2 protein-coding genes, 1 tRNA gene, 1 other RNA gene and 1 pseudogene are annotated in these 3007 nt (G+C 60.3%); 3 read left to right on the forward strand and 2 right to left on the reverse strand.

Annotation, left to right across the window (positions count from 1 at the left end; translation table 11 throughout):
• A pseudogene (locus tag NW835_RS02200) lies at window positions 1-668 on the reverse strand (hypothetical protein); the annotation flags it as partial.
• A gap of 71 nt (window positions 669-739) precedes the next feature.
• Window positions 740-811, reverse strand: a tRNA-Lys gene (locus NW835_RS02205).
• Window positions 812-911: 100 nt separating this feature from the next.
• Here NW835_RS02205 and ssrA point away from each other — a divergent pair.
• From ssrA to lpxD, 3 genes are all read left to right on the forward strand, one after another.
• Window positions 912-1309, forward strand: a transfer-messenger RNA (tmRNA) gene (gene ssrA / locus NW835_RS02210).
• A gap of 122 nt (window positions 1310-1431) precedes the next feature.
• Complete coding sequence (locus tag NW835_RS02215) at window positions 1432-1950, forward strand: DUF4330 domain-containing protein (RefSeq protein ID WP_414364390.1); 519 nt, start codon at window positions 1432-1434, stop codon at window positions 1948-1950.
• Between the two features lie 15 nt (window positions 1951-1965).
• Window positions 1966-2997 carry a UDP-3-O-(3-hydroxymyristoyl)glucosamine N-acyltransferase gene (lpxD, locus tag NW835_RS02220; protein WP_414364391.1) on the forward strand — a complete coding sequence of 344 codons (1032 nt, stop codon included), beginning with the start codon at window positions 1966-1968 and terminating at the stop codon, window positions 2995-2997.
• Window positions 2998-3007 lie beyond the last annotated feature (10 nt).

Raw genomic sequence — 3007 nt, forward strand, 5'->3', positions numbered from 1 at the left:
CCCCCCCCCCCCTGCACCGAGCTGTCGAACTCCTCCCGCCTCTCCGGGAGCGGCAACTGGAGGGCGCCGTAGCTCACGGAAGCCAATTCAGGGTGAGCGGCCAAAGCACTCGGCACCACCAGCACTAGCCGTGCTTGACTGTGGTCGGCCAACCAGGTAGCGGCCTTGGCCAAGCCGAGAAGGTAGCTGGGCGCCGGCTCTGGCTCATCGGTTGCTAAAGCCAAGGTTAGCTCGCGAGGGGCAATGGCCTTGGCCAGTTGCTGCACCTGGATCACCCGCTGGATCCCTGGCACCACAGGCAGGCGTTGCTGCTGGCACAAGTGCATTGCTGCCCTGAGCCAGCTACTGGAAATAGCGGGATCCCGTTTTGCAGACAGCTCTCGGGCGCGGAGGCGATTGAGAACCTGGGCCTCTGCCGTTCTGCCCGGCTCAAACTTTTCTCCATACCAATAGGGCCAGAGGGATAAAGCTACCTCCGCCAGCACCTGCAGACACTCGTCAAGGATGACATCCTGGGCCGGAATTCGGTGCCAAAGCTTGGAGACAAAGACCGTCTCCCGAGTTTCAGCCTCTTCCGCCAAAATTGCCAGCGCCTCCTCCACGGACGGCGCCAGCAACAGCTTTACCTCCCCCTCTTTGCCCAGGTCTGGCCACGAAAGAACGGCCACCTCGCCCTTCCCCCCTGCCTTTCTATAAATCCTGCCTCGGGACAGGCCGAGGGAGCAACAGTATCGAAAGCTGGGTCGGCAGGGATTCGAACCCTGGGCCAATCGGTTAAAAGCCGAGTGCTCTACCGCTGAGCTACCGACCCAAGTTTTCAGTTCTTAGAGAGTAACACAACTTTTGTTATATTAACAGAGGCTCTAGCCAGATCCCCAAGGATTTTGCTATTCTAGGTTTAGCCAAACCCTGGGGCTGTAACGGTTTCGACGGGGTGGCGAACAAGGGTTCATGATGCAGGTCGGGCTTGAGCTTATCCCGTTACCACCAGGCTCAACACAGTACGTGCGAACAACGTCGTACCTTTTGCTCGTAAAGCAGCTGCTCTGGCTGCCTAAGGCTCAGTAAAGAATTACCCTGAGCTCGAGGATCCTCCCACGACCCCGTTAAGTGGGCGGATTATAACCCCAACGGGTGCAGCTCTCTTCTCCCGCTCCGTCGAGGGAGAGACTAAGCTTAGGCGGAGACCTCCCATCGCCGGGATCTAAACGGCGATCCCCGCCTCGAGGGTCAGAGAGGCTAAGCCTGTGAAGGAGTGAACCCCCAGTACCCATCTCGGACACGGGTTCGACTCCCGTCAGCTCCATCTTCTACAAGCGGGGCTTCTGAGTTCCTCTAGAGGTGGATCCAACCTCAACCGGCTTTGCGGGCGGAGGAGCTGCTATTGCTGTGCCCTACAATCAAGGGCAGTGAATTGGAGAAAAGAGAGCCATGCGGCTCATCGATGAACGGGGGCGTCTTCTGGGAAAGGTCAGCCTTCTGGATCTAGGGGCGCTGGCAATTGTGGTGGCGGCGATTGTGGCTGTCCTGTTTCTCCCAGGGCGGCAGGCGGGCAGCGTCGTCCAGGTAGGGGGTGGCCCCACGCTGCCAGTGGAAGTGGATATGATCGTGCGGGGGGTCAGCAGCCGATCCCTGGAACCCTTTCAAGTGGGTCAGAAGGCTGACTTGATCATCCGCAACCAACCCTACGGCCAGGTGGAGGTGGTGCGGATAGAAAATGTCAGCCGCACTGTGCCAGTAGTTTTTCCGGATGGACGGGTTGAAAACTTGCCTGACCCCGAGCCCTATCGTTTTGATCTGGTGTTTACCTTGCGGGGGCGGGGCCAGCGGACGGAAAATGGTTTTGTCCTGGGCAATAACCGCGTCAAAGTTGGCGTTCCCCTGGAGCTGGAGACTTTTAGCTACAACTTGCGCGGCACCGTGATGGAGGTGCGGCTGCTGCAATCGTAGAGAACCCCCACCCTAATGCAGCTACAGGAGATTGCCCAAAGATTGGGATGCACCTACGAGGGGGATCCCACCCTGGAGATCCACGGCGTGGCCAGCCTGGCAGAAGCTCGCCCAGGCGAGCTGAGCTTCCTCAGCGAGGTTCGCTACCTGCCTCTCCTGGAGCAAACCCAAGCCAGCGCCGTCATCGTAGGCGAATCTGTAGTTTTGCCCCGCCCCATCCCCTGCCTGCGGGGCAGGGATCCGCGCTTGCTCTTTGCCCAGGCCATCGAGCTGTTTTACCAACCCTACCGCCTGCCCGTCGGGATCCATCCCACAGCCGTGATCGATCCCAGCGTGGAGTTGGGGGAGGGGGTAGCCATTGGGCCGCATGTGGTGGTGATGGAAGGGGTGAAAATTGGCAACTACACCCAGATCCACCCCAACGTAACCATCTACCCCCACGTGCGGATTGGATCCCGGTGTCAGCTTTTGGCTAACTGCGTTATCCACGAACGCACGGAGATTGGCGACGATTGCCTCATCCACAGCGGCGCCGTGATTGGCGACGACGGCTTTGGCCACATTCCTCTCCCTGATGGATCCTGGCGGCGCATGCCGCAGGCGGGCCGGGTGGTGCTGGAAGACGGCGTAGAAGTGGGCAGCAACACCACCATTGACCGGGCTGCCGTTGGCGAGACGCGCATTGGCCGCGGCACCAAGATCGACAACCTGGTGCAGATTGGCCACGGTGTGCGCACGGGATCCCACTGCTTGATCGTCGCCCAGGTGGGCATTGCCGGCAGTACCCAATTGGGCCACCACGTCATCTTGGGCGGGCAATGTGGCTTGGCGGGGCACCTGCACATTGGCGATGGCGTGCGTGTGGCCGCCCAGACAGGGGTGACCAGCGACATTCCTCCTGGCCAAACAGTAGCCGGCTACCCCCACCAACCCATTGCCGAATGGCGTAGGAGCATAGCAGTCCAACGGCACCTGCCTGAGCTGCAGCGGGCCCTGCGCAAGCTGGAAGCGCGGGTAGCCAAGTTGGAGCAAAACAGTGGGAGATAGGGGATCAGGG

It is taken from the genome of Synechococcus sp. OH2 (assembly GCF_047462155.1).
GTDB lineage: Bacteria > Cyanobacteriota > Cyanobacteriia > Thermostichales > Thermostichaceae > Thermostichus.

Bases quoted from the DNA above. Each gene is read 5' to 3' on its own strand.
- NW835_RS02215 (WP_414364390.1), top strand. From the start codon at position 1,432: ATGCGGCTCATCGATGAACGGGGGCGTCTTCTGGGAAAGGTCAGCCTT.
- lpxD (WP_414364391.1), top strand. From the start codon at position 1,966: ATGCAGCTACAGGAGATTGCCCAAAGATTGGGATGCACCTACGAGGGG.